Here is a 24,872-nt window from a genome sequence, read left to right as displayed (position 1 = left end):
CTGCTGGCCCAGCCAGCGCGTGACGTTGGAAAGCGAAATCACGTAGTTGCCATGGTTCTGGAAGCAGGTGGGGAGCAACCAGTTCGGCGTCTTGTAGGCCTTGTCGGCCGAGAGGAAGAGGAAGCGGTCTTCGGTCACCGGCGTGTCCAGTGGCGCGCCTTGCTCCTTCCAGTCAGGGATCAGTTCGCTCAGTGCACGCGGGTCCATCACGGCACCTGAAAGGATATGGGCGCCGACTTCGCTGCCTTTTTCCAGCACGCAGACCGAGACCTCGCGATGTTGCTGGGTGGCCAGTTGCTTGAGGCGGATTGCTGCCGACAGCCCGGCTGGACCGCCGCCGACGATGACCACGTCGTATTCCATGGATTCGCGAGGGCCGTATTGTGCGAGCAAGTCTTGAGAAGAAGTCATGGGTGTCCCGTGTTATGTGAACTGCCTGATTTTTCGAACGATCGTGCTATTGTTAAGTATTTTTCGATGAAACGCTAGAGGGCCGGCGGTAATTCGTCGAATTTCTTCGCCTTCCTGCGCGCAGGTCTGAAACAATGCGCGGTGGACAGCGTTTCACGGCGGCCATTGCGCCGGTCTGAGTCGTTCCAGAATGCCGCGTATTTTATGGGATTTTGCCGGCGAGACTCATACCGGTTTGGCATCTGGCTATAACTCGCGCTTATGTTCCCGCTGAAATCTGTGCCAAGGGTGGCGCAGAGAGTCTGCGGTTGAATCCGGAATGAAGCGGAAAACAGGGGTTCAAGAAGAATCTGCTGAGTCAGAAAGGCGACGAGAACGGCCCGCCCGCATGAAAAATATTTCAGTCATCGATGAATCAAACCGTAAAGGATCACCAATGAGCAGTCAGGAAAGCACCGTAGCGAAACCTCTTTTCGTTTCCCGCCAGAGCATTCGCTGGGGCGACATGGATGCGTTCGGTCACGTCAACAATACCGTCTACTTTCGCTTCATGGAGCAATGCCGCATCGAGTGGCTGGAAGAGGTCTTCGGCCCCACCATCGCGGGCGAGGAAGGACCGGTGATCGTCAATGCGCACTGCAATTTCCGGCGCCAGATGAAGTATCCAGCCACCATCGAGGTGCACATGCTGGGTGGCCAGCTGGGACGCACGAGTGTGGAAACTACGTATGTCATCCGCGACGCCGACGATGAACAGATCATTTATGCTGACGGTGCCGCAAAAATAGTCTGGGTTGATTTCAAAAAAGAAAAGTCCACTGCGATGCCTGACAAGCTGCGACAGCTCCTGACAAGCTTGTAAGTTTGGCGCAAGGAAACTGCGACAGAATCGCCCCGACACTCCCGCAAGGAATCGACAAAGAGCGAGGGGAGCGGAGAATTCGTTTCACACGGAGCGGGTTCAAAAAGTGCTACGCCCGTCACCGATGTGCTAGCCAACAATTACATTCTGGAGGATGACATGACATACAAGACCCAAGCCTTTGTTGCTGCCGCCCTGATGACGCTCGCAATTTCGTCGCAGGCAGCTGATCCGATCAAGATCGGTGTTTCTGGTCCGTACACTGGTGGTTCCGCTCCGATGGGCGTCTCCATGCGCGACGGCGTGAAGCTGGCCGTGGCCGAGATCAACGCCGCTGGTGGCCTGCTGGGTCGCCAGATTCAGCTGGTCGAACGCGATGATGAAGCCAAGAACGAGCGCGGCGTGCAGATCGCCCAGGAGCTGATCAACAAGGAAAAGGTGGTCGCCACCGTCGGATTCATCAACACCGGCGTGGCCCTGGCCTCGCAACGCTTCTACCAGGAAGCCAAGATCCCCGTGATCAACAACGTGGCCACCGGCACCGTGATCACCAAGCAGTTCGAGAAGGAGAAGGACAATTACGTCTTCCGCACCTCGGCTGCCGACAAGATCCAGGCCAAGATGATCGCCGACGAAGCCGTCGACAAGCAGAAGCTGACCAAGGTCGCCATCCTGGCCGACTCCACCAACTATGGTCAGCTTGGTCGTGAAGACCTGGAAAAAGTCCTCTCCGACAAGAAGGTCACTCCGGTGGCCGTCGAAAAGTACAACATCAAGGACGTGGACATGACGGCCCAGCTGCTCAAGTCCAAGCAGGGCGGCGCCCAGGCTGTGCTGACCTACGGCATCGGCCCCGAACTGGCGCAGATCGCCAATGGCATGGAAAAGCTGAACTGGCACGTGCCTATCATCGGCAGCTGGCCGCTGTCCATGGGTAACTTCATCGACAACTCCGGCAAGAACGGCAATGGCGCCCGCATGCCGCAGACCTTCATCCAGGATGGCACCACTCCCAAGCGCAAGGCCTTCATCGAGGCTTACCAGAAGGCTTACAAGGTTGACCGCATGCCCTCGGCTGTCTCGGCTGCCCAAGGCTACGACTCCATCCTGCTGCTGGCTGCTGCCATCAAGCAGGCTGGCACCACCGACGGTGACAAGGTCCGTGCAGCCCTGGAAAACCTGAACACCAAGGTCGAAGGCGTGGTCACCACCTACGACAAGCCGTTCACCCACGACGATCACGAAGCCATCAAGCCGGGCATGGTCGTGATGGGCGAGGTCAAGAACGGCCGCGTCATCCTCGGCAAATAAGACTCGACTTGCTTCACGCACAGTAGTCGAAGAGGCCAGTCCTTGCGATCCGGGGGCTGGCCTTTTTCACACGATCTGTTGACGATTTCCTAACGGTCCGCCCTGGCGGTGCCGCGGCGTCGTCGCAGCTCTACGCCGCCACCCGGCGGTAGCCGCTTCTTGGGAAATACAATGGACATCCTCTTACAACTGGTCTTCTCCGGGATCGCGCTCGGCATGATCTACGCCGTGATCGCCTTCGGTTACCAACTGACCTTCGCCACGTCCGGCACGCTCAATTTCGGTCAGGGTGAAGCCCTGATGCTGGGCGCGCTGGTGGGCTTGTCGGTCGTGGGCAATATCCACGGCGGACCTTATCTCAACTACTGGCTGATGATCCCCATCGTGCTGGTGTTCGGCGCACTGCAAGGCATGTTCGTCGAATGGATCGGCGTGCGGCCGGCCATCAAGATCAAGTCCGAATTCGGCTGGATCATGTCCACCATCGCACTGGCCATCATCTTCAAGAACGTGGCCGAAAACATCTGGGGCAAGGACGACCTGCCGTTCCCTTCGCCGATCTCCGGCACGCCGTTCCAGATCATGGGCGCCAATGTGCAGCCCATGCAGGTGCTGGTGGTGATCGGCGCCTTGCTGATCATGGCGGCGGTCGAATTGTTCAACCGCAAGTCCATCTACGGCAAGGCCGTGGTGGCGACTTCCAATGACCGTGACGCTGCCGGCCTGATGGGCATCAACACCAGCATGGTGATCACGTTCTCCTATGCGCTGTCCTCGGCCACGGCGGCCTTTGCCGGCGTGCTGGTGGCCCCGCTGACCTTGACCGGCGCCACCATGGGGGCGGCACTGGGTCTGAAGGCGTTTGCGGTGGCCATCATCGGCGGCCTGACCTCGGGCATGGGCGCCATCGTCGGCGGCCTGATCCTGGGCGTGGCCGAGACCGTGACCGGCTTCTACATCTCGACCGGCTACAAGGAAGTTCCGGGACTGGTACTGCTGCTGCTGGTACTGGCTGTCAAACCTGCAGGCCTGTTCGGCAAAACTGCGATCAAGAAGGTCTGAAGCGATGAACAAGAAAATCCTGCTGCTGTCCTTGCTGGGCATTGTCGCGCTGGGCGGCATCCCCATGGTGGTGCACAACCCGTATTACCTGCACCTGATCGAAACCATCCTCATCTATGCCATCCTGCTGTTCGGGCTGGACATCGTGGTCGGCTACACCGGCCAGGTCTCGCTGGGGCATGCCGGCCTGTTCGGCATTGGTTCCTATGCGGCCGGCGTGCTGTTCTTCAAGCTTGGCATGCCCATCTTCGTGACCATTCCTGCCGCCATCGCGGTAACGGCCGTGTTCGGTGCCATCCTGGCGCTACCGGCCTTGCGCGTGACCGGTCCTTACCTGGCCATGGTCACGCTGGCATTCGGCACCATCATCCAGATCCTGATCAACGAGATGACCTTCCTCACCGAAGGTCCGCTGGGCATCAAGCTGCAGAAGCCCATGATCGGCGGCGAGAAGATGAGCGAAGTGCAGTTCTTCTATCTGGTGGCGATCCTGATGGTGCTGTCCATGATCGTGGTGCACCGCATTCTCAAGTCCAATCTCGGTCGTGCTTTCCAGGCATTGCGTGATAGCCCGATTGCCTCGGACTGCATGGGTGTCTCGGTGTATCGCTACAAGGTCTATGCCTTCATCATCAGTGCCGCGCTGGCGGGCCTGTCGGGCGCGTTGTATGCGTATTCGGAGGAGTACATCTCACCCAATACCTACAACTTCGAACTGACCATCCTGTTCCTGCTGGCAGTGATCATGGGTGGACGCAAGTCGCGCATCGGCTCGCTCATCGGCGCGCTGATCGTGGTGATGCTGCCCAGCCTGTTGTCGGATATCGCGCTGTTCCGTCAGATCGCGACCGTGCTTGCGGTCATCGTGGTGGTCGGCGCAGGTGTGCAGCTGGCCAAGAAGACCAAGACCCTGCGCGGCGTGGCCGTGCCGGTGGTGGCGACCATTGCCATGGCGGCCTTCTCCTACAAGCTGGAAAACATCACCGACTGGCGTCTGACCATCTTCGGTTTGATGACCCTGTTCGTCGTGTACTACCTGCAGGATGGCATCGTCGGCTTCTGTCGTAGCCTGTTCGGCCGTGTCTTGACCAGGCATGTGCCGGTGGCGCAGCAGATTGCCGGTGACAAGGAGCGCGCCGTCATCACGACCGACTCGGTCAAGGATGAAGGTGCAACCCTGCTGAAGGTCAACCAGATCCTGATGCAATTCGGTGGTCTGAAGGCGCTCAACCGCGTGGACCTGGATGTGCGCAAGGGGACCGTGCATGGCCTGATCGGCCCCAATGGTTCCGGCAAGAGCACGATGATGAACGTGCTCACCGGCATCTATCGTCCTACCGATGGTGCGGTGGAATACGACGGTCGCCAGATCTCCGGCAATACGCCCTCGACCATTGCCCTGGGTGGCGTGGCGCGGACTTTCCAGAACGTGCAACTGTTCGGCGAAATGACTGCCACCGAAAACGTGCTGGTTGGCTTGCATCACACGTTCAACAGCAACGTGGTCGATGTGATGGTCAATACGCCGCGTTACGTGCGGGAAGAGCAGGCTGCCCGCGAGCGTGCGGCTGCCATCCTTGAGTTCGTCGGTCTGGCCAACCTGGCCAACGAAGAGGCACGCAACCTGCCTTACGGCAAGCAGCGCCTGCTGGAAATCGGTCGTGCCCTGGGGCTGAACCCGAGCCTGTTGCTGCTGGACGAGCCGGCCGCCGGCCTGACCGCGCCCGACATCAAGGAGCTCATTGCCATCATCCGCAAGATCCGCGAAGCCGGCATCACCATCATCCTGATCGAACACCACATGGACGTGGTCATGTCGATCTGCGATACCGTCACCGTGCTCGACTTCGGCCAGAAGATCGCCGAAGGCAAGCCAGCCCAGGTGCAAGCTGACCCCAAGGTCATCGAAGCCTACCTCGGCAGTGGCGCAGGCGATGCCCATGACAACACATCCAGCCCCGCGGGAGCCTGAACATGCTGACTATTTCCAATCTGCACGCCGCTTACGGCAAGGTCGAGGTGCTGCATGGCATTTCCATGGACGTGCCCAAGGGCAAGGTGGTGACACTGATCGGCTCCAACGGTGCCGGCAAGACCACCACCATGCGCGCCATCTCCGGCATGATCAAACCGAAAGGCGGAGAGGTCACGCTCGGCGGCAAGAACATCACCGGCCTCGATTCCCACCGGATCGCCCGCTTCGGCCTGGCCCATTCGCCGGAAGGGCGGCGAGTGTTCGCCACCATGAGCGTGACGGACAACCTGCTGCTGGGCGCTTTCCCACGTTTCACCCGGGCGCGGCCCAAGGGAGATATCGCCCACGATCTGGAGCGGGCGCTGGAGTTGTTCCCACGGCTCAAGGAGCGCCAGACCCAATTGGCCGGGACGCTCTCTGGCGGCGAGCAACAGATGCTGGCCATGGCGCGTGCCGTGATGTTGAATCCCGAGGTCATCCTGCTGGACGAGCCCTCCATGGGGCTGGCGCCGATCCTGGTTGATGAGGTGTTCCGTATCATCTCGCGGCTCAAGGAGCAGGGCGTGACCATGCTGCTGGTCGAGCAGTTTGCGGCGGCCGCGCTCAATGTTGCGGATTACGGTTATGTGTTGGAGAATGGAAAGATCTCCGTACATGGACCCGCCGACAAGCTGCAGAACGACCCGGCGGTCAAGGCCGCCTATCTGGGCGGTGGGGCGCATCACTGATGAGCTGCGTTGGACTTCGCGTCAGGCGTGCGACCCGCGTGATACTTGGGCTCGCACGTCGCCGTGGCTGACAGCGTGTCCGGTATATTAAGGGGGAGGCATACCCCTTGAAGGCTGTTTAGGCGCACCCTTGGGTGCGCCTTTTCTTTGGTGGAGGTGTCTACGTGAATGCACCGCAATCATGCCGGTTCGAGGTGAAGGTCGAGGGTGTCACCCTGCAGGCCTGTCTCTGGGGTGAGCACAAGCCGGGCCGTCCGGCCCTCGTGTTGATGCACGAATCCCTCGGTGGGCTGGCCCTTTGGCGGGACTTTCCGGCGCAATTGTCGGCGCGTACCGGTTGCGCCGTGGTCGCTTACGATCGCTATGGCTTTGGTGCCTCCGATGCGCGCAATGACCGGCTTCCCTCTGATTTCGTCGCCGCCGAGGCCCGGCCGTGGCTGGCCGCCGTATTGCAGCAGCTGGAACTGGGCGCCGTGGTGTTGTTCGGTCATAGCGTGGGCGGCGGCATGGCCATCTCGGCCGCGTCCCAATTGCCGGATCAGGTGGTGGCCGTCATCACTGAATCGGCTCAGGCCTTTGTGGAAGAGCAAACGCTGCAAGGCATACGCGCGGCGCGTAACAGCTTCGCCGACCCGGCCCAGGTATTGCGGCTGGCGAAGTATCACGACAACGACGTGCGGAAAGCACGGTGGGTGCTCGATGCCTGGATCGACACCTGGCTCGATCCAGGCTTTGCCGGCTGGTCGCTGGATGCTGTTTTGGCCCGCGTGCATTGCCCGGTGCTGGCGCTGCATGGCGATCTGGATGAATTTGGATCACTGGCGCATCCGCAGCGCATTGCCCGCGTCGGCGTAGAGGGGCAGCAGGGACGCGAATGCCTGGTGCTGTCCCGCTGCGGCCATGTGCCTCACCGGGAGCAGCCGGAGCAGGTTCTGCAGGCAGTCTGCGATTTTCTGCGGCGGCGGGTCGAAGGCTGTTCGCATCTGTCTGGTTAGCGGGGGAGGGTGGTTCGGGGTGAGCACCGCCTCTATTGCTCATCCAGATCACCCTGGAAGGCCTGCAGGCCTCGCAAGTACATCATCCTGATGAACAGTGCCCTGGATCGGTAAGTTTGTGCCGCAAAGTGGTTAGCCTCCTCCAGTTCAGCTTGGGTAAGTCGAAAATTCACCAGACGTGCCGACGCATTTGCGGGCATACGTTCGGTTTGTTGCTTGCCTGCCATAAGATGTCTCCTGGCTTATTGATTCGAGAGAAACATTCTAGGAGAGGTCGTTTTCAGATGTCATCGAATAAAACTGAATATTTGACAATACTTGGCGATCGGTTGGCGAAAGAACGCAGCCGTTGTGGCCACACCCAGAAATCCGTGGCCGACGAACTGGAGATCACCGCCCGCACGCAGATCAAGTACGAGATCGGTGAAACCGCGCCTGACGCTTACTACCTGCATGGCCTCGTGGCGATCGGCATCGATGTCACCTATGTGCTGACCGGCACGCGAGGCGTGCTCCCCACGGCACAGGAGAGTGAACTGATCTCGTGCTATCGCAGTGTCGATGCACCGACCCGCACTTTGCTTGTGCAACTGCTGCAAGGAATGGCGCGCATGTCGCTGGCGACACGCAAGAAGCGTGACTTCTACGCTGTTCAGGACGTCAAGCGTGGCAAGCCGGGGCGCCGCAAATCAGTGCCTCCCGAAGCACCGAAGGTCGATGCTGGTGGCGAATCAACCACGCCGATCTCGGGGCCGGACCGAATGGACGGGCGCTGAGCCGGAGTGTGGAACGCCTTGTGCCGTTTCCGAAGCCTCAGGTCGATTGGCAAGCTTCGCCCTGGAGCATCGCCTCGCGGTGCCGCGTCGAGACCACGAAAACGATCGCTGGGACTGTTCACGACTTCCTGGCACGTCGGCGGGTCGATATGGGGAATTGTGTTCCGGGCAGCTCTGCATCAAGCGATATCTGCATCAAGCGATATTCGGCTTTAGTGAAGGCCGGGCATTTGCGGAGTTGCTTTTGTCGGAAGTCGTACGGCCCCGTTTTGGTAGCCAGCAGATTGCTTCATTTCCCGGCAAGTCATGTCGTCTATGCGAGCTGATCTTGGTGACAGTGAAAGGAGCTTTGCTTCTAGGCTGTTACCAAACCGCCACTCAGGCGTGTGAGCTGATCTCGCCGATGTAGTGGCTTGATCAACAAACCGGGAACGGTGGAAATGAAAAAAGGGTTACAGACCTGTGCAGGCTGTAACCCTTTTGTATTGGTGGGGCGTCACAGATTCGAACTGTGGACCTACGGATTAAGAGTCCGCTGCTCTACCAGCTGAGCTAACGCCCCGAGATGTTCCTGCCAATGCAGGTCAATCTGGAAGTGAAAAAGGCCTCGATGCGAGAGGCCTTTTGAAATTTTGGTGGGGCGTCACAGATTCGAACTGTGGACCTACGGATTAAGAGTCCGCTGCTCTACCAGCTGAGCTAACGCCCCGTTGCTGCACTTCGTTGTTGCTGCAGTGCTGCAAGAGAGAGCGCATTATAGGAGGGGGTAGGGGGCAGTGCAAGCATTTTTTGGGAAAAAGATAAAAATATTTTATCTCTTGGCACTAACAAGCTATCCAGCCCCCTGTTTTGTGGCGAATGGCGCGCACTGATCGCGCCATTGCAACAAGGCCATGCCAGGCTATTGCGCAGTCCCCTTTACGCTCAATCTCCAGCTTTGATACCGTTCACCCAGGACTTTGCCGGCAGTTTGGTCTGGGCCTCGATTAAGGCCGCCCGCGCATAGAGTTCCGGAAAATCAAACGCGATCTGTCCCTTGAAGGCCAGCGCCACCACGTTGCCATCGTGGACCTCCGGCAGCGACACCACCTTGTCGAAGGCGAACTCCATGGCGCGCAGGTTCTTGGCGTAGCTGGGATGATCGCCGAAGAGGTTGACCGTCATCACGCCACCCGGCGCCAGACTGTCGTAACAGGCCTGGTAGAACTCCGGGCTATCCAGCACCGGCCCGCGCGCCGTGGCGTCATAGAGATCGACCTGCAACGCATCGATGATGCCGTGACCGGCGGCATGGACGATGAAATCCATGGCATCGCTCTCGATGATCATCAGACGTTCGTCCGGTTCAGGCAGCTTGAACATGCTATGGCAGATCGCAATCACCGCCGGGTTCAATTCCACCGCCGTCACCTGCGCCTGCGGGAATTGCCGATAACCGAACTTGGTCAGCGCACCCGTGCCCAGCCCCAGTTGCACGATGTGTCGCGGCGCACCGTTGAACAGCATCCACGCCATCATCTGCTGCGCATATTCCAGTTCGATCCAGTCCGGTTTGCGGATGCGCATGGCACCCTGCACCCATTCAGTCCCGAAGTGCAGATAACGCACGCCGTCCAGTTCGGAGAGCGTGACCGGTGCGTATTTGGGCTTGCGCGGCTTGTTGCTGTCGGCGTCCAGTTGTTGACGACGGCGATTGGGTCCCGCCTTGGTATTGGCCTGGGCCTCGATGGATTTTCTTTTGATGAGCATTTTCGATAGGAATCTGGCGCAGCATCCCGAAGAGAAGGGCGTGCCGACGGATGCCGAATGATACCTTGCCTGACCGATGCCCAGCGCCTTGCCTGCAATTGCCGCATATCGACATGCGGATTCATTCCTTCTTCCGGGCCTGGCTACATGTGAGGATGCAGACCTCATCATTTTCGGAGTCACCATGCATTTCGCTGCATTCATCAAGCGCATCGCAGTCGTTGCTGCGCTGACCCTGGCGGTCGCGCCCCATCTGGCGCACGCCCAGGACAAGACCAAGATCAAGGTCGGCATCTCGGTCGGCAGCGCCGAGGCCATCTTCGATGTGGTAAAGAAAGTCGCCGCTCGCGATGGACTGGAGATCCAGACCGTGGTCTTCAGTGACTATCTGCAGCCCAATGCGGCACTGGCAGCGGGCGACCTTGACGCCAATGCCTTCCAGCACCGCCCCTACCTGGAAAGCCAGATCGCCGCGCGCGGCTACAAGATCGTGCCAGTCGGTCTGACCATCACCGCGCCGCTGGGCATCTATTCGCGCAAGTTCAAGTCGGTCGACCAACTGCCCAACGGCGGCCATATCGGTATCCAGAACGATCCCTCCAACGGCAATCGCGCCCTGCTGCTGTTGCAGAAAGCCGGCCTGATCAAGCTCAAGCCGGGCGTGGGTGAAAACGGCGTCAACGCCACGCCGCTGGACATCATCGACAATCCCCGCAAGCTCAAGCTGATCGAGCTGGACGCCGCGCAACTCCCGCGCTCGCTGGACGACCTGGCCGCGGCCTCGATCAATAACGACTACGCCTACAAGGCCGGTCTATCGCTGCAGAAGGACACCATCGCCGTCGAAGACCCGCGCGGCCGCTATGCCAACATCATCGCCACCCGTGCCGAAGATCAGGACAAGCCCTGGGCCAAGAAACTGGTGCAGGCCTACCACTCCGAGGAAGTGCGCAAGTTCATCGAGACCGAATTCAAGGGCTCGCTGGTCCCCGCCTTCTGAGCCGGGCGGCAAGCACGAGCCGAACCGCCCTCCGGGGCGGTTTTTTCATGCCAACCGCGCCGGCCTCCATTAAACTGCCGGCATGATCAAGAATCTCATCCTCTGCCTGAAGCTGGCCATCGTCTTCGGCGCCATCGTGTTTTTCGCGAAGGCCTTGCAGTATCTGATTTTCAATGGCGGCTTGTCAGGCGAGTTCTACGATTACCTGTTCTTCCGTAAGTGAACGCCGGGTGCGGGCGCTGCAAAGGACCAGCAGGCCTCAAGCGGATCCGGTCAATGCATCGCGCCAGCGCTGCAGCTTCTGCGCATACGCCAGCGCCGCATAGGCCGGGCTGCTGGACGGCAACAGGGCGATTCGATACCGCTGTGCATGCGACCCCAAGGCCGCCAGTCCCAGCTTGGCCGCCGTCCCGCCATTGAAGGCAATCGTGTGCAATTGCGGCAAGGTGGCCAACAGCGCCTGCAGGTCGTTCTGGGAGTGATCGCGGATAGCGCTGTCCAGGCTGCCCAGACGTCGCGCATTGGCAATCACGTCCCACAGGCCGATGCGGTGTTCCAGCAGCGTCGCCAGCCGGGCTTCATAGGCCATCCCATACAAATCGGCCCCGATCACCTCGCCCACCAGGCGCCAGAACGCATTGCGCGGATGGCCATAATACTGGTGCAGGGCCAGCGAGGCGGCGCCAGGCAGGCTGCCCAGGATCAGGGTCTGCGTGTCCTGTGCCACCACCGGTGGAAAGCTCGCCAGCAGCGGATCACTGGCGGTGAAGGCTACCGGCGCGTGGAGAGCGCTGCTGGACTCCGCTACCGATGCCGGGGTCAAGGCGGTAGCACGCCGGGCGGTTTTGCGGTCGGGCATGATGGCGTCTGGATGAAAAGAATTTCAGCAAGCGCCGCACTCATCTGGACGCGGCACAATGACCGGCGGCTGCAGATGCCGCGCGCTTGCGGCAAAATGCACATCTTAGCGTAATCATCCCCCGGGCCAGCGCGTTCGGGTATTTCATCCAAGGGAGACAGGACATGACAGAAAAGGTCATCATCGTCACGGGCGGCAGCCGTGGCATCGGTGCGGCAACCGCCTTGCTGGCGGGCCAGCGCGGCTATGCGGTATGCGTCAACTATGTCAGCAACCGTGACGCCGCCGAATCGGTGGCCGAACGAATCCGCACAGCCGGTGGCCGCGCCATTACGATGGCCGGTGACGTGTCCCGCGAGGAGGACGTGCTGCGGCTCTATGCCACGGTAGATGAGCAGCTCGGCCGCGTGAGCGCTCTCGTCAACAATGCCGGCATCCTTGAACACCAGTCCCGCCTGGAAGACATGAGCGCCGAGCGTATCACCCGCGTGCTGGTCGCCAATGTCACCGGCAGCCTCTTGTGCGCGCGCGAAGCGGTCAAGCGTATGTCTACCCGCCATGGCGGCCAGGGTGGGGCCATCGTCAACCTGTCCTCGATGGCGGCCAAGCTGGGCGGGCCGGGCGAATATGTCGACTATGCCGCCTCCAAGGGGGCCATCGACGCCTTCACCATCGGCCTGTCCAAGGAAGTGGCGGGCGAGGGTATTCGCGTCAATGGCGTGCGCCCGGGCCTGATCTATACCGACATCCATGCCAGCGGCGGCGAAGCCGGCCGGGTCGATCGTCTCAAGGACGCCGTCCCGATGAAACGCGGCGGCACTGCCGAGGAAGTCGCCCATGCCATCCTCTGGCTGCTCTCGGACGAGGCCTCCTACGCCACCGGTACCTTCATCGACGTCTCCGGCGGCCGTTGAGGCCGGCCGGTTTCCTTTCCAGCGGAGAGCCAGCATGGACAGCACGACTTCACCCCGTCGCATCGACGAGTTGCTGGCCCGCTACGGCGAGCACCACCGGCACCCCATGAACGAGCTGATCCACTGCATCTGCGTGCCGGCCATCGTGTTTGCGGTGCTGGGTCTTTGCTGGCTCATCTCGCCGGCGGTAGCACTGCTGGTCGCGGCCGGCGCACTGGCTTACTACCTGCGCCTGTCGCCGCCCTTTGCCGTGGGCATGCTGGCCATGTCGGCGCTGATGCTGGTCGTGCTGGCGCGCTTGCCCGCAGGTGCGGTGCTGCCGGTCTCTGTCGTGGTCTTCGTGCTGGCCTGGATCGGCCAGTTCGTCGGCCATCGGATCGAAGGGCGCAAGCCCTCCTTCTTCCAGGATTTGCGCTTCCTCCTGATCGGGCCGCTGTTCGTACTGGCCTTCCTCTATCGGCGCTGGCATATCCCGTACTGAAGCGGGCAGCCGCAGCATTTCCGGATCGGGCGCGCTTTGTATTAAGATGTCGCAGATGGACGGTATCGACCGCCGATGCGCATTCATGGCGCGTTTGCGAGGATGCGTGCCATTTCCACGCTGCCCGGAGACGGGCCAAAATTTCAGTTGGAGTGTTTTTGTTATGAAGAAATTGCTTGTGATTGCAGCCTTGGGCTCCCTGGTGGCCGGCTGCGCAGTGACCCCCAATTCGGCCAGCGTCTACAACTCCCGCCAGGCGCAGGGTGAGCAGACCGTGCGCATGGGCGTGGTCGAATCGATCCGCAACGTGACCATCGACAAGGGTTCCAGCGGCATCGGTACGCTCGGTGGCGCTGCACTCGGCGGCATCGCCGCGGGCTCCAACATCGGTGGTGGCAACGGTGCCCTGGCAGCCGGCATCGTCGGCGCGCTGGCCGGTGGCGTGCTGGGCAACCAGGCTGAAGCCCACCTGAACAACCGTCCCGGCCTGGAAATCACCGTGCGCCTGGACAATGGCGAACTGCGTGCCATCACCCAGGATGCCGACGAGCCGTTCCGTGTCGGCGAGCGCGTGCGCCTGCTCTCCAACGGCCGTACCACCCGCGTGACCCACTGATCGGCGTCACCGCATCAGAAAAAGCAGGACTGTGGTCCTGCTTTTTTTGTCCTTGCGCAGTTCAGGAGCAAGCCCGCGTCAGCCAGGCTTGCCTCTCCATCCGGTATAGCCGGTGCATGCGATACGGGTGATTCACGGGCAGCCGTGGGTGCAGGAAGTCGTCCTGCACGTCCGTGTGCATTCCCAGCCTTTGCATTACCGCCAGCGAGCGCAGGTTCGCCGGAATCGTGAATGCCACGATCTGGGATAAATGCAGCGCCTGGAACCCGAAATCGAAGGCACAATGCGCAGCCTCACTCACATAGCCCTTTCCCCATAACGCCGGCGCCAATCGCCAGGCGATTTCCACGGCCGGGGTGAAATGCGCTTCAAATCCCACCTGCATCAAGCCCACGAGCCCCGCGAACTCGGCCACGTCCGGTATTTCCAGCGCCCATGGGCCGAAGCCGTGCATGTCGAAATGCGCTTCGATGCGATCCGCCAGTGCATCGCTCTCCGAGCGCTTCAGCGGAGCCGGGAAATGTTGCATGGCCACGGGATCGGCATTGAGCTCTGCCAGCGGCCCTCGATCATCCGGCCGCCACCGACGTAGCAGTACCCGTGGTCCCCTCAGCAGGGTGTTTTCAGGAGTTCGCAGCATTCCCATCCTCCGGCTTGGGCCGCAGCTTCAGCAGCCACATGTAGATCACCGTCTCCAGCAGCGCCACCGTGCTGCCGATGATGACTTCGCCCACCCGCATCAGCGCCAGATGCAATTCCTGGCTCAGCCCCTGGCCGGTAAAGGCCGCCGATAGCAGGATCACCACGGTCGCCGGGCCCAGCCGCCAGTTGCTGGGATAGTTCTGCAGCAGCATGGCCACCACCACGGCCGCCGTCAGCGCCACCAGCATCGCCAGGAAGGTCGGTCCGAACACCACCAGTGCGATGCACGAGACGATGCAGCCGGAAATGGTATTGATCAACCGCGCCCGGAAATTGGCCTTGGCCACCGTCATGTCCGGTTCGGTGACGATGATCAGCGAGATCATGGCCCAGTAGGGTTCGGCGATGCCCAGGGCGCGCAATCCGTACCACAGGATCAGGCAGCCGGAGAGGATCTTGACCAGGTAGGCCAGGGCATTCTTGCGGGGATTGATGAAGTGCAATTCCATGGAAACGGGCGAGAGCAGGGGAGGGGCGACTGGATGGGGGCGATGTTAACCATGCGCGGACGACCCGGCAAGCCTCCATGCAAAAACGCCGCCGCGTCCGGAGTGACCGGCGCGCGGCGGCGTTTCTGGCGCAGGCACCCGAGTCCGGGCACCAGGCTGCTACGGCTTACTTGCCAGCCATGGCCAGCAGCATGTCATTGGTACGCTTGACGAAACTGGCCGGGTCAGCCAGGGCGCCACCCTCGGCCAGCAGGGCCTGGTCGTACAGGATGTGCGACCAGTCGTCGAAGCGCGCCTCTTCATACTTCAGACGCTGTACCAGCGGGTGGTCCGGATTGATTTCCAGGGTCGGCTTGGAATCCGGTGCGGCCTGTCCCGCCGCCTTCAGCATGCGTACCAGGTTGCCCGAGAGCTCGTTCTCGTCAGCCACCAGGCAAGCCGGGGAGTCGGTCAGGCGGAAGGTCACGCGCACGTCCTTGGCCTTGTCGGCCAGGGCGGTCTTCATCTTCTCCACCAGATCCTTGTACTCGGCCTGCGTATCTTCGTGCTGCTTCTTCTCGGCTTCGTTTTCCAGCTGGCCCAGATCCAGACCACCCTTGGCCACCGAGGCCAGTTCCTTGCCTTCGAACTCGGTCAGGAAGGACAGCATCCACTCGTCCACGCGGTCCGTCAGCAGCAGCACTTCCACGCCCTTCTTGCGGAAGATTTCCAGGTGCGGGCTGTTCTTGGCCGCCTGGAAGGTCTCGGCGGTGACGTAATAGATCTTGTCCTGGCCTTCCTTCATGCGGCCCAGGTAGTCGGCCAGCGAGACGTTCTGCACCTCGCTGTCGTTGTGGGTCGAAGCGAAGCGCAGCAGCTTGGCGATGCGCTCCTTGTTGGCCGCGTCTTCGCCGATGCCTTCCTTGAGCACCTGGCCGAACTCGGTCCAGAAGGTGGCGTACTTGTCCTTCTGCGCCTGGTCCTCGCTGTTGGCCAGCTCTTCCAGCAGGCCCAGCACGCGCTTGGCCGAACCATCGCGGATGGCCCGCACGTCGCGCGACTCCTGCAGGATTTCGCGCGAGACGTTCAGCGGCAGGTCGGCCGAATCGATCACGCCCTTGACGAAGCGCAGGTACACCGGCATCAGCTGCTCGGCGTCATCCATGATGAACACGCGCTTGACGTAGAGCTTGATGCCGCCGCGCTTGTTTCGGTCCCACAGGTCGAACGGGGCGCGCGCCGGGATGTAGAGCAACTGGGTGTATTCGCTGCGGCCCTCGACCCGGTTGTGGGTGTAGGCCAGGGGCGCGCCGAAATCGTGCGAGACGTGCTTGTAGAACTCTTCATATTGCTCAGGCGTGACTTCCGACTTGCTGCGGCTCCACAGCGCGCTGGCCTGGTTCACGGTCTCCAGCTCGTCCTTCTGCACGGTTTCCTTCTTTTCCTCGTCCCATTCTTCCTTGTGCATCAGGATGGGCAGGGAAATGTGGTCGGAATACTTGCGGATGATGGACTTCAACTGCCAGGCCGAGAGGAACTCGTCCTCACCCTCGCGCAGGTGCAGGATGATGTCGGTGCCGCGGCTCGGCTTGTCGATCTGCTCGATGGAGAAATCACCGGCACCTTCGGATTCCCAGCGCACGCCTTCGGCGGCCGGGGTGCCGGCACGGCGCGTCTCGACCGTGATGCGGTCGGCGACGATGAAGCCGGAATAGAAGCCCACGCCGAACTGGCCGATCAGGGCCGCGTCCTTCTGCTGGTCGCCCGACAGGCGCGAGAAGAACTCCTTGGTGCCCGACTTGGCGATGGTGCCCAGGTGGGAGATGGCCTCCTCACGGTTCATGCCGATGCCGTTGTCGGAAATGGTGATGGTGCGTGCGGCCTTGTCGAAGCTGATCCTGATCTTCAGTTCCGGGTCGTCTTCGTACAGGCCGGCGTTGTTGATCGCCTCGAAGCGCAGCTTGTCGGCCGCGTCGGAGGCGTTGGAGACCAGCTCGCGCAGGAAGATTTCCTTGTTCGAATACAGCGAGTGGATCATCAACTGGAGCAGTTGCTTGACTTCGGCCTGGAAGCCCATGGTCTGTTTTTCGGTGGCCATGTTTGTGTCCTTATTGAAGAAATGGATGAGTTGAATAGCTTGCGGCAATCGCCTGTGGGCTGGATATAGGGAGAGACTTGTGGTTTTTCAACAGCATTTTTAAAGAGTTTTTCAGCGCTTTGGTCTTCTGCGGAATTTCCTGATGGCACGGCGGCAACAAGCTCACCATAATTGCGAATATTAATTTTTATCAAGTCAATTGAAATTAAACGGTTTTTCCCTGTTATTTGTAATTGAGTTGCAATCCTCGAGTGATAGAATTGTTTTGACAAAATGGTAATATTTTTCGTTTTTCCCCAAAGAGGGAGAGCGGAAGCGGAGGGCCAGGCCGGGACTTGCAAAGACGAAGAATATGAGTCCCCGTGCCTGATAACTGGAATCGCAGCGCTGGCTGGCGATTCTTTCCTAAGGGTGTTTTGGGGCAGGGGAGGCCGGTCCGGTACCGGCTGATCGCGTTGATGAGAGTTCTCAAGAGCAAACCGTTCATATTCGCAGTTTCACTCGGACTGACCGTGCCCCAGGTGGCACGGTCTGCAGATAACCCGCCGCTACCGGCGGAGCCGGCGGCGGCGTCCAGAGCGGTGGTGAACGTGCCGCCCCAGAATGGCGGCACCCTGGATGTACCGCCCCAGATTCGCCTGGGCGCCGATCCGGCCGGTCCGGCGCTGGCCGACTATCGCCTGCCGGCCTTGCCCGCCGATACCCCGGCGCCTTCGGCGCAGGACGAAATCCTGCTGCTGCTGCGCCAGTCCGATCCCGGCTTTTCCGGCAACCTGATCGCGCTGCCCCAGATCAGCATCGTCTCCGAGGGCGATGTGGTCCCTGACCTGAACCTGCGCAGCGTACTCGACCTGGCGCTCAACAACAGCTACAGCTATGCCGCCACGGCGGCCCAGGCCGATCAGGCCCGCTATGCGTCCAAGGCCACCGCCGGACAGATGGGGCCGACCCTGGACGTGCGGGCGCAGAAAGGCAACGAGTATTCCTCGCCTTCCTCCGTGCTCGACCCCAATACCGGCCTGGTGCAGCGTGCGAACTACCACAAGCGCTGGGACGTCACGCTGATCGGCCGCCAGCCCATCTTCGCCCCCGGCTCCTACTACGACTACCGCAAGTCCAGTTCCCTGGCCGATGCCGCCGACCTGCGCCGCGACGACGCCCGCGAGACCCTGTACTACAACGCCATCAAGGCCTACTACGACGTCATGCGCGCGTACGCCTCGCTGTCCTTTGCCCGCAGCTATTCGCAGCGCATGAGCGCCTTGCTGGACTACATGAACAAGCGCCTCGAAGGCGGCGGCGCCAGTCGCATCGATTTCGAACGCGTGCGCGGCCGCTCGCTGACTGCCCAGTCCGCCGTGGCCGAAGCCGAAGGCGCCCTGGAAAGCGCCATGGTGACCCTGAACCAGGTCACCGGCCGCAAGATCGAGCAGCTGGAAGTGCCCGACCACATGATGCCGGTGGTCCCCGACACCTCCAAGCTTGCCCTGCAGGACGTCTACGACACCAATCCCGGCGTGCGTGCCGCGCGGCGCGATCTGGATGCGGCCAACCAGGAACTGAAGTCGGCCCGTGCCAAGTTCTCGCCCACGCTGGCCCTGGAATGGACCCAGATCAAGAGCCGTGGCGTGGGTGGCGCCATCGACACTACCACCAACGCCCTGCAGCAGACCACCGACCGTCGCCTGATGCTGGTGATGTCGATGAACCTGCTCAACGGCGGCTCCGACGTCTATTACACCAAGCAGGCCGGCGCCAAGTACGTCGAAAAGAGCAACACCGCGCTGGACCTGGAACGCAAGTTGCGTGAGCAGATCGAGATCAATTACCGCACCCTGGGCGCGGTGAGAAAGCGCATGGAAATCTCGCGCCAGGCTTACCTGACCAATGCCAACGTGGCCGATGTCTTCCTGGAACAGCTCTCCACCGGCAGCAAGCAATTGCTGGACGTGCTGGATGCCTACCAGCAGGCCTACCAAGCGCGTACCGATTTTGCCAACCTGCTGTTCCAGCAGGCCGACATCAGCTATCAGATCCTGCGCAACACGGGGCGCGCCTCGGCGCTGGAAACCCTGCCCGCGCGGGCAGCGAAATAGGACGGGGGACACATGGAGGGGGGAAGGGAACAGAATTTCTGGCCAGGCTTCGTGGACGCACTGTCCAACGTGGTGCTGGTCATGATCTTCGTGGTGGTGGTGTTCGTGGTGACCTTGTTCTACTACTCGCAGAAGCTGGCGCAGACCAAGGTCAGCCAGCTGATCTCGCAGACGCAGAGCCAGAACCAGCGTGAGGTCAAGGCATCCCAGAAGGATGTGGCTGCCGCCGAACGCAGCGGGGCCGAGCGCCAGAACGACAATGCGCCCACTAACGCCAGCAGTGCCAGCAGCGCTGCCAACAGCGCCGCATCCAGCGCCGCCGAGACACCGGGCGAGCGCGAGAAGGCCAAGGAAATCGAACAGCTCAGGCGCGAAGTGGCTACCCTGAAAGCCAAGCTGGCCGCGCCGCCGCTGCAGTCCGACAACGGCAGCCTGCGTAGCGACGCCGCGCCCTCCAGCCCCAACGCGATCCAGGTCAAGACCGAACCCAATGACAAGGAAGTGGCCCCCGGCCTGCGCATCGACGCCAACGAAAAAGCGGTCACCCTCACTTTCGACGCCGACTCCACCCAGTTGAACGAAGAGGGCGGCAAGGCCCTCGACAAGAGCATCGGCGACTGGATCCGGCGCGTCAAATCCAGCCAGGGCAAGATTGTCGTGACCGGCGTCATCGGCAGTGGCAGCTACAGTGAAAGCCGCCGCCGCGCCTACTACCGCACCGTCGCCGTGCGCAATTACCTCATCGATGCCGGGGTCGACAAGGAGCGCGTGACCAGCCGCGTGGCCACCGACCAGAACGGTAGCGGCAACGACGCCCGCGTGGTCGTGCAATATCAGGCCTCGGCAAAATGACGCTCTCGCTCAAGCCCGGCGCCGACCACGGGATTGCCTCCCGCGGCAAGGGCTTCATGCGCCGCGTGGCGCCGCGCCTGGACCGCCGCCTGGGCCAGTTGCACGCCATGCCGCGTCCGCGCCTGGCGGTCCTGGCCTGCGCGCTGCTGCTGGCCTTGCTGGTCGTCTGGTCCATCCTGGCGCCGATCGACATGGTGGTGCGCGGCAGCGGGCGCATCGTCGCTTCCGAACATAACCAGGTGATCCAGCATCTGGAGGGTGGCATCGTCTCGGCCATCCTGGTGCGCGAAGGCGCGGTGGTCAAGAAGGGCCAGACCCTGATCTCCATTGCCGACGTGCGCGCCAATGCCGACCTGGGCGAAGGCCGTGTAAAAATCCTCGGTCTGCGTGCCAGGGTGGCGCGGCTCTCGGCCGAAGCCTCCGGCGCGGCCAGCCTGCAGATGCCGGCCGACCTCGAGCGTGATGATCCGGCCGTGCAGAGCGAGCAGGCTGCCTTTGCCGCCCGCGCCGCCAAGCTGACGCAGGAAATGTCGGTGCTGCGCGAACAGGCCGCCCAGCGCCAGGCCGAACTGGGCGAGGCCGTGAGCCGCCAGAAAAGCCAGGCCACCGAGGTCGACCTGGCCCAGCGCCAATACAAGCTGATCCACAACATGCTGGAGCGCAATGCCGCCTCCCAGCTGGAAGACATCCAGGCTGCGGCCCGCGTGCAGGATGCCCAGAGCCGCCTGGCCGCCACCGATGCCATGATCCCGCGCCTGAAGGCGGCCATCGCCGAATCCCAGGCCAAGATGGGCGAAGCCTCCTCGCGCTTCCGCTCTGATGCCCGTACCGACCTGACCGCCACCGAAAACGAACTGGCGCGCCTGCAGGAAGAAATCAAGTCGCGCAACGACCGTGTCTCCCGCTCCGAAGTCAAGGCACCCATGGATGGCGTGGTCAACCGCGTCATGATCAATACCGTGGGCGGGGTGGTGCGCCCGGGCGACCCCATCATCGAGATGACCCCCAGCGACGACAAGTTGGTCATCGAAGCCCGCATCTCCCCGACCGACCGTGCCGAACTGGTCACCGGCGCCCGTGCGCGGGTCAAGGTCTCGGCCTATGACTATGGCGTCTATGGCGCCATGGAAGGCGTGGTCACCGAGATCAGCGCCGATACCGTTCCCGACGAGAACAACCAGCGCGGCGAACGCAGCTATCGCATCAAGATCGCCGTGCAGCGCGGTGACAGCGCCTTGCAGCGCAAGCTGGACCTGATGCCCGGCATGACCGCCAGCGCCGACATCATCGTCGGTCGCCGTACCGTCTGGCAGTACCTGATGTCGCCCCTGTCGCGCTTCGGCCAGGGTGCCCTGCGGGAGCCGCGATGACTGCCCCGCACCGCCTGCATCCCCGGTTTCACCGGTCGCACACGCCCACCCCGATGGGCGTTGCGGCTTTTGACGTTTTCTGCACCATCCACATCCCTTGCGTTCTTTTCTCCGGAACCTCGCACGTATGAAAAACCTTCGCCAGTTCTATGCACTTGCCGCCATCCCGACGCTCCTGCTGCTGTTGGGCGCCTTCCTGTTCCGGGGCTTCGTGGGGCATGCCATCCAGATCAACCCCTTCCTGAACCTGTTCATCATCGCCGTGGCGCTGTTCGGGATCGGCCTGATCGGCTACAACCTGTACCGCGTCAACTGGGAATACGACAAGCTGATGCAGTTCTATGACCGCACCAAGTCCGGCGAATCCATGGAAAGCCTGGTCAAGGCGCCCGAGTTCGCGGGCACCGAGATCGGTCAGGTGCTGGTCAGCGTGGCCAGCACCAAGGGCCGCCTGACCTCGCGTATCGAACAGGAAACCATCGAAGGTTCGCTGCACGACCTGCGCGCCCACCTCGAAGCCAAGACCGAGTTCCCGCAATTCCTGACCGGCTTCATGATCGCGCTGGGCCTGCTGGGGACCTTCATCGGCCTGCTCGAAACCCTGGTCAGCACTGCCGAGCTGATTGACGGCTTCGGCAAGGCCAGCACCGGCGGCGACATGGATGCTTCCTTCATGCATCTGGTGGCCGACCTGCAGAAACCGCTGGCCTCGATGGGTACCGCCTTCTCGGCCTCGATGTTCGGCCTGATCGGTTCGCTGGCGCTGGGCCTGACCCTGACCCCGCTGCGCGCGGCCAGCAAGAAGCTGGTGGCCCGCGCCCGCGAATGCATCAGCGACATGGTGCAACACGTGGTGCACGACGCCACCGGTCCGGCCGCCACCCAACGCCAGGGCGTGTCCGAATCCTTCCTGGCCGAATTCCTGCAGGATCTGATGGTCCTGCAGCGCGAATCCATCATGGCTGCCCGCAACAGCTCGGAAGCCTCGCTGCAGGCCGGCATCAAGCTCGAAGGCCTGAACGACCGCCTGAACAACATCGTCCAGCTCTTCAACGACAGCATGGAAGAATCGCGTAGCCTGCGCCAGCTGGTGGCCTTCGGCCCGCGCATGCACGAAACCGCGCAGCAGACCCTGGAAGAGATCCGCACCGTCGGCCAGTTGATCAATACCAAGATCACCTCGGCCCGCGACCTCTCCGACAGCCTGTCCTCGCTGGAAGAACGCCTCTCGGTCAACGGCGACATCGCCAACCGCACCTTCGAAGTGCTGCCACAGATCGTCACCACCATCCAGGCCGGCCAGCTGGCGCTGTCCACCGCGCTGAGCTCGCTGCAGACGCAGCAGGGCGAAATCTCCAGCATGAACGAAAAGAACGCGCAGAACATCGCGCAACTGCCGGCACTGCTGAACCAGATTTCCGTGCGCCTGGCCGACGAGATGGGCGCCATTCAGTACCAGGGCGAACTGCAGGCCACCGTCGCAGCGCGCCTGAACGAACTGGGCAACACCATCGGTGAGAACTCCAGCAACATGGCCCGCGACGCGCTGTCGGCACGCCAGCTGCAGATCGACCTGGCCAAGCACATGGCGACCCAGAACGATCGCGTCAAGAACCTGGGCGCCATCCCGCAATCGCTGACCTCCATCACCGAAGCCCTGATGCGCCAGAACATCAACTGGCAGACCGTCATCGACGAAATGCGCAGCGGCCGCCAGACCATGGTCAAGGACCTGCGCCTGGAACTGCGCGAAGCCATCCGCGAAATCACCACCGCCAACCGTGGCGGCCAGGCCTGATCGCGGCATAACCGGGCATAAGAGAGTCACCACCGCATCATGAACGCCAGCGAACAGGTCCACATCGATCAACCGCAGGTCCTGCAGGACCTGCGGCAGGACCCCAGCTATCTGTCGCTGTTGCGCGCCTATGGCAGTCGCTTCGTCGAGATCATCGTAGCCGGGGTGCTGGTGAACCTGCTGGGCCTGCTCATGCCGCTGTATTCGCGGCTGATCTACGACAAGGTACTGGGCAACCACATCCCCGAGACGCTCTGGGCGCTGACCCTGGGCATGCTGCTGTTCATGGCGCTGGAAATGGTATTGCGCGTCATCCGCGTGTACTACACCGAACAGCTGGCCGGGCGCCTGGATACCGAGTTCGACGAGGTCTCGGCACGTCGTCTCCTGACCGCCGAGGTGCAGGCCCCGGTCGGAGTGGTGCTGGCACGTTATCGCGATCTTTCGGCCGCGCGTGACCTGCTGTCCTCCAACTACATGCTGTTGCTGGTGGACCTGCCTTTCCTGCTGCTCTATCTGGTGGTGCTGGGCCTGATCGGCGGCCACATGGTGTGGGTGCTGCTGGTGGGTGGGGCCGTACTGGTGGCGCTGCAGCTCTTGCTGAAGGTGCCGGCCAACGACTATGCCAATGCCGCCATGAAGGCCGGTGCCGGCAAGGTCGACAAGCTCGCCAGCATCGTCTACGGCATGGAAACCCTGAAGACCACGCCGCTGCAGGACCGCCTGTTGCGCAGTTTCCTGATCGACGCCGCCGCCAATGCGGTGGCCCAGGCCAAGAGCCGTTACTGGATGAACACCAGCTACGCCATCTCCAGCGTCGGCTATACCTTCATCGCGGTGGCCACCCTGGTGGTGGGTGTCTATCTGGTGGAAGACAACCTCCTGACCGTGGGCGCGCTGATCGCGTGTTCGCTCCTGATCAGCCGCGCCACCACGGTGCTGTCGTCGCTGGCGGCACTGCTAGGACGTATCGAGATGTTCCGCCGCGCCCGCGCCGAGTTCGACCAGCTGTTCGAGGCGCAACCCGAGACCGTCAGCGCCGATGTGCTGCGCCAGGAAATGCGCGGCCTGATCCAGGTCGGCAACCTGCTGCTGCACCTGGACAGGAAGGAAACCCCGACCCTCAAGCATGTCTCCCTGACCGTGCAGCCGGGCGAGAAGGTCGGCATCGTCGGCCGCTCCGGTTCCGGCAAGTCCACGCTGCTGCGTGCGCTGGCCGGGCTGCATCATCCCGACGAAGGCCATGTGCTCATCGATGGCGTGGCCGTGACGGCCTATGCCCCTGAGGTCCGCATGCGCTGCATCGGCTTCAAGCCGCAGGAACCCTTCCTCTTCGATGGCACAGTGGCAGCCAATATCTTCGTCGGCGACCGCGTGCCGGGGCAGGTGTACGAGGCAGCGTTGGCGGTGTCCTCGCTGGACGACCTGATCGCCCGTGGCGAACTGCGGCTGGACCAGCTCATCAAGGCGCCCGGCAATCTTTCCGGTGGCCAGCGCCAGATGGTGGCCCTGGCCCGGGTGGTCGCCAGCACGCCGCGCATCCTGCTGCTGGACGAGCCCACCACCGGCGTGGACCAGCAGACCGAGGCCCGCATCATCGAGCGCCTGGTGGCCTATGCCGGCCCGCGCACGCTGGTGGTGGCCACCCATAGCCCCGCGCTGTTGCAGCACATGGACCGCATCGTCGTCATCGACGGCGGTCGCATCGTGGCCGACGGGCCGCGGGCCCAGATTTTGCAGTAACGTCGTGCAGCCCACGGCGAACCTGATTCGAACCGATCTTCGATAG

24 protein-coding genes and 2 tRNA genes are annotated in these 24,872 nt (G+C 62.0%); 17 read left to right on the top strand and 9 right to left on the bottom strand.

What is annotated here, in order from left to right; all coding sequences use genetic code 11:
- The coding region (locus tag HWE04_RS19755) for an NAD(P)/FAD-dependent oxidoreductase (protein ID WP_241813468.1) at positions 1-411 on the bottom strand (411 nt) is incomplete at its 3' end.
- 436 nt (positions 412-847) lie between these two features.
- On the opposite strand from HWE04_RS19755, the gene HWE04_RS19750 reads away from it, so the two are divergent.
- The 6 genes from HWE04_RS19750 (at position 848) to HWE04_RS19725 (ending at position 7,344) form a co-directional block, all read left to right on the top strand.
- Complete coding sequence (locus HWE04_RS19750) at positions 848-1,273, top strand: acyl-CoA thioesterase (protein ID WP_241813470.1); 426 nt, start codon at positions 848-850, stop codon at positions 1,271-1,273.
- A 159-nt stretch (positions 1,274-1,432) separates the two neighbouring features.
- Entirely contained in the window at positions 1,433-2,584 is a 1,152-nt protein-coding gene (locus HWE04_RS19745; RefSeq protein ID WP_241813467.1) for an ABC transporter substrate-binding protein, read from the top strand.
- Positions 2,585-2,755: 171 nt separating this feature from the next.
- A complete protein-coding gene (locus tag HWE04_RS19740; protein ID WP_006465413.1) occupies positions 2,756-3,646 on the top strand; it encodes a branched-chain amino acid ABC transporter permease in 891 nt (296 codons plus the stop codon).
- Positions 3,647-3,650: 4 nt separating this feature from the next.
- A complete protein-coding gene (locus tag HWE04_RS19735; RefSeq protein WP_241813466.1) occupies positions 3,651-5,618 on the top strand; it encodes a branched-chain amino acid ABC transporter ATP-binding protein/permease in 1,968 nt (655 codons plus the stop codon).
- Positions 5,619-5,620: 2 nt separating this feature from the next.
- A complete protein-coding gene (locus tag HWE04_RS19730; RefSeq protein ID WP_006465411.1) occupies positions 5,621-6,349 on the top strand; it encodes an ABC transporter ATP-binding protein in 729 nt (242 codons plus the stop codon).
- 164 nt (positions 6,350-6,513) lie between these two features.
- Positions 6,514-7,344 carry an alpha/beta fold hydrolase gene (locus tag HWE04_RS19725; protein ID WP_241813465.1) on the top strand — a complete coding sequence of 277 codons (831 nt, stop codon included), beginning with the start codon at positions 6,514-6,516 and terminating at the stop codon, positions 7,342-7,344.
- A 32-nt stretch (positions 7,345-7,376) separates the two neighbouring features.
- Here HWE04_RS19725 and HWE04_RS19720 read toward each other — a convergent pair whose 3' ends face one another.
- Positions 7,377-7,571 (bottom strand): hypothetical protein, encoded by a 195-nt coding sequence (locus HWE04_RS19720; RefSeq protein WP_077238466.1) that lies wholly within the window; start codon positions 7,569-7,571, stop codon positions 7,377-7,379.
- Between the two features lie 57 nt (positions 7,572-7,628).
- On the opposite strand from HWE04_RS19720, the gene HWE04_RS19715 reads away from it, so the two are divergent.
- Complete coding sequence (locus tag HWE04_RS19715; RefSeq protein ID WP_241813464.1) at positions 7,629-8,120, top strand: helix-turn-helix domain-containing protein; 492 nt, start codon at positions 7,629-7,631, stop codon at positions 8,118-8,120.
- A 486-nt stretch (positions 8,121-8,606) separates the two neighbouring features.
- Here HWE04_RS19715 and HWE04_RS19710 read toward each other — a convergent pair.
- From HWE04_RS19710 to HWE04_RS19700, 3 genes are all read right to left on the bottom strand, one after another.
- Positions 8,607-8,682: transfer RNA gene (locus HWE04_RS19710), tRNA-Lys, on the bottom strand.
- A gap of 71 nt (positions 8,683-8,753) precedes the next feature.
- Positions 8,754-8,829, bottom strand: a tRNA-Lys gene (locus tag HWE04_RS19705).
- A 215-nt stretch (positions 8,830-9,044) separates the two neighbouring features.
- A complete protein-coding gene (locus tag HWE04_RS19700) occupies positions 9,045-9,869 on the bottom strand; it encodes a spermidine synthase (protein WP_102664269.1) in 825 nt (274 codons plus the stop codon).
- A gap of 184 nt (positions 9,870-10,053) precedes the next feature.
- Here HWE04_RS19700 and HWE04_RS19695 point away from each other — a divergent pair, with 184 nt between their 5' ends.
- Together HWE04_RS19695 and HWE04_RS19690 are read left to right on the top strand one after the other, a co-directional pair.
- Positions 10,054-10,869, top strand: coding sequence for a MetQ/NlpA family ABC transporter substrate-binding protein (locus HWE04_RS19695; RefSeq protein ID WP_241813463.1), 816 nt, complete (start codon positions 10,054-10,056; stop codon positions 10,867-10,869).
- 82 nt (positions 10,870-10,951) lie between these two features.
- A complete protein-coding gene (locus tag HWE04_RS19690) occupies positions 10,952-11,092 on the top strand; it encodes a hypothetical protein (protein ID WP_166757875.1) in 141 nt (46 codons plus the stop codon).
- 36 nt (positions 11,093-11,128) lie between these two features.
- Here the strand turns inward: HWE04_RS19690 and HWE04_RS19685 are convergent, their stop codons facing one another.
- Positions 11,129-11,728, bottom strand: coding sequence for a DNA-deoxyinosine glycosylase (locus tag HWE04_RS19685; RefSeq protein WP_241813462.1), 600 nt, complete (start codon positions 11,726-11,728; stop codon positions 11,129-11,131).
- A gap of 164 nt (positions 11,729-11,892) precedes the next feature.
- Between HWE04_RS19685 and HWE04_RS19680 the strand changes: the two genes are divergently transcribed.
- The 3 genes from HWE04_RS19680 to HWE04_RS19670 all read left to right on the top strand — a co-directional run bounded on the left by HWE04_RS19680 (position 11,893) and on the right by HWE04_RS19670 (position 13,739).
- Positions 11,893-12,642, top strand: a complete 750-nt coding sequence (locus tag HWE04_RS19680; protein ID WP_241813461.1) for an SDR family oxidoreductase — start codon at positions 11,893-11,895, stop codon at positions 12,640-12,642.
- Between the two features lie 34 nt (positions 12,643-12,676).
- The gene (locus tag HWE04_RS19675) at positions 12,677-13,123 is read left to right on the top strand and encodes an Mpo1 family 2-hydroxy fatty acid dioxygenase (RefSeq protein WP_102664266.1); all 447 of its coding nucleotides are present in this window, start codon (positions 12,677-12,679) and stop codon (positions 13,121-13,123) included.
- 163 nt (positions 13,124-13,286) lie between these two features.
- On the top strand, positions 13,287-13,739 hold the full coding sequence (locus tag HWE04_RS19670) for a glycine zipper 2TM domain-containing protein (RefSeq protein ID WP_241813460.1): 453 nt from the start codon (positions 13,287-13,289) through the stop codon (positions 13,737-13,739).
- 61 nt (positions 13,740-13,800) lie between these two features.
- Here HWE04_RS19670 and HWE04_RS19665 read toward each other — a convergent pair whose 3' ends face one another.
- From HWE04_RS19665 to htpG, 3 genes are all read right to left on the bottom strand, one after another.
- Positions 13,801-14,379, bottom strand: coding sequence for a GNAT family N-acetyltransferase (locus HWE04_RS19665; protein ID WP_241813459.1), 579 nt, complete (start codon positions 14,377-14,379; stop codon positions 13,801-13,803).
- The gene (locus tag HWE04_RS19660) at positions 14,363-14,890 is read right to left on the bottom strand and encodes an FUSC family protein (protein WP_241813458.1); all 528 of its coding nucleotides are present in this window, start codon (positions 14,888-14,890) and stop codon (positions 14,363-14,365) included. The genes HWE04_RS19665 and HWE04_RS19660 overlap by 17 nt, the downstream gene beginning before the upstream one ends.
- A 166-nt stretch (positions 14,891-15,056) precedes the next feature.
- Positions 15,057-16,967: a molecular chaperone HtpG gene (htpG, locus tag HWE04_RS19655; RefSeq protein WP_241813457.1), complete on the bottom strand. Its 1,911-nt coding sequence runs from the start codon at positions 16,965-16,967 to the stop codon at positions 15,057-15,059.
- A 581-nt stretch (positions 16,968-17,548) separates the two neighbouring features.
- On the opposite strand from htpG, the gene HWE04_RS19650 reads away from it, so the two are divergent.
- From HWE04_RS19650 to HWE04_RS19630, 5 genes are all read left to right on the top strand, one after another.
- Positions 17,549-19,063, top strand: a complete 1,515-nt coding sequence (locus HWE04_RS19650; protein ID WP_413445400.1) for a TolC family protein — start codon at positions 17,549-17,551, stop codon at positions 19,061-19,063.
- 12 nt (positions 19,064-19,075) lie between these two features.
- A complete protein-coding gene (locus tag HWE04_RS19645) occupies positions 19,076-19,915 on the top strand; it encodes an OmpA family protein (RefSeq protein ID WP_241813456.1) in 840 nt (279 codons plus the stop codon).
- The gene (locus HWE04_RS19640) at positions 19,912-21,285 is read left to right on the top strand and encodes an HlyD family type I secretion periplasmic adaptor subunit (RefSeq protein WP_241813455.1); all 1,374 of its coding nucleotides are present in this window, start codon (positions 19,912-19,914) and stop codon (positions 21,283-21,285) included. Before HWE04_RS19645 ends, HWE04_RS19640 begins: the two co-directional genes overlap by 4 nt.
- A 127-nt stretch (positions 21,286-21,412) precedes the next feature.
- Positions 21,413-23,083: a biopolymer transporter ExbB gene (locus tag HWE04_RS19635; protein WP_241813454.1), complete on the top strand. Its 1,671-nt coding sequence runs from the start codon at positions 21,413-21,415 to the stop codon at positions 23,081-23,083.
- A gap of 39 nt (positions 23,084-23,122) precedes the next feature.
- Positions 23,123-24,826 (top strand): peptidase domain-containing ABC transporter, encoded by a 1,704-nt coding sequence (locus HWE04_RS19630; RefSeq protein WP_241813453.1) that lies wholly within the window; start codon positions 23,123-23,125, stop codon positions 24,824-24,826.
- Positions 24,827-24,872 lie beyond the last annotated feature (46 nt).

This window comes from Herbaspirillum sp. C7C2 (assembly GCF_022627865.1).
Taxonomy (GTDB): Bacteria; Pseudomonadota; Gammaproteobacteria; order Burkholderiales; family Burkholderiaceae_D; genus Herbaspirillum; species Herbaspirillum frisingense.
Note: the sequence above shows the minus strand (reverse complement) of the source record. Positions and strands in the feature narration are given on the sequence as shown.